We start from the raw sequence: 903 nt of genomic DNA, 5'->3' as shown, positions 1-903 counted from the left end.
CTCCTAATATCACAATAGAAACAGAAAGTTGGAGCTCAAATACCATTAGTAAACTGATTAATGGTGAGTTAGATTTGGGAATCAACTACCCTCTAAACAATGTCCCAAAAGAACTACAAACCAAGCACCTTGCCACCGATGAATTTCAGATATTAGCGAGAGATGCACACCCTTTATCGAATCAAGCGATCGGTTATAATGACTTAAGTCTATATCCAATTGTCACTGCCATCGTCCCAGATTGGAATGAGAACAGAACGCTTATTGAGTGCTGGGCAGAGCGTGAAAACATTGAAACCGAAACCGCTTTTAGATCCAGTTCCATTTTGTCTCTATTAGAAGTGATTTCGGAGACAGATGCTCTATTCCCCACATCTGCGTTTCTTTCAAGAAAGCATCTTTCCGGACTCAAAAGTTTGTCACTCTCTCCACAACTAAAAGCCTCCTTCAAAGGCGAGTCTCAAGATATTTACCTATACATGCACTATCGCCATCGCAATAGTCCTATTTATAAATGGCTGATTCCAATAATTGAAAGCACACTTTCATCCATTAACGATAATTAGTTGTTTTTTAAAGCCTTTCGATTCTCCTCAGTGGTAACGTTTCATTTATCGGTGAGATATTAATATTTGATATATTCTGTATAACATCAACGAAGTTAATTGATCTTTGTTTTAGAGGTATATTGATTAAGCAATCAATATTAAAATAACAACAGACCATAACTTTAATGACTAATAAAAAACTGGATTTAAACTTAATCCAAACATTTTTAATTGCTGCAGAATATCAATCATACACCAAAGCGGCTGAGCACCTTGGCGTGACGCAACCAGCAGTAAGTGCTTCCATTAGGCGCTTGGAAGCACTAATTGAATACCAACTTTTCACAAAGGTAGG

General features: G+C 37.2%; 2 protein-coding genes. Both read left to right on the top strand.

Features of this window, described 5'->3' with window-relative positions; genetic code table 11:
- On the top strand, nucleotides 1–566 hold a 566-nt coding region (locus tag R7O13_RS25160), incomplete at its 5' end, for a LysR substrate-binding domain-containing protein (protein ID WP_318304980.1).
- Nucleotides 567–733: 167 nt separating this feature from the next.
- Nucleotides 734–903, top strand: a 170-nt coding sequence (locus R7O13_RS25155; RefSeq protein ID WP_318304981.1) for a LysR family transcriptional regulator, incomplete at its 3' end; no start/stop codon positions are given.

It is taken from the genome of Vibrio sp. Y176, from assembly GCF_033438945.1.
This window is presented reverse-complemented; position numbering and strand designations above follow the sequence as displayed.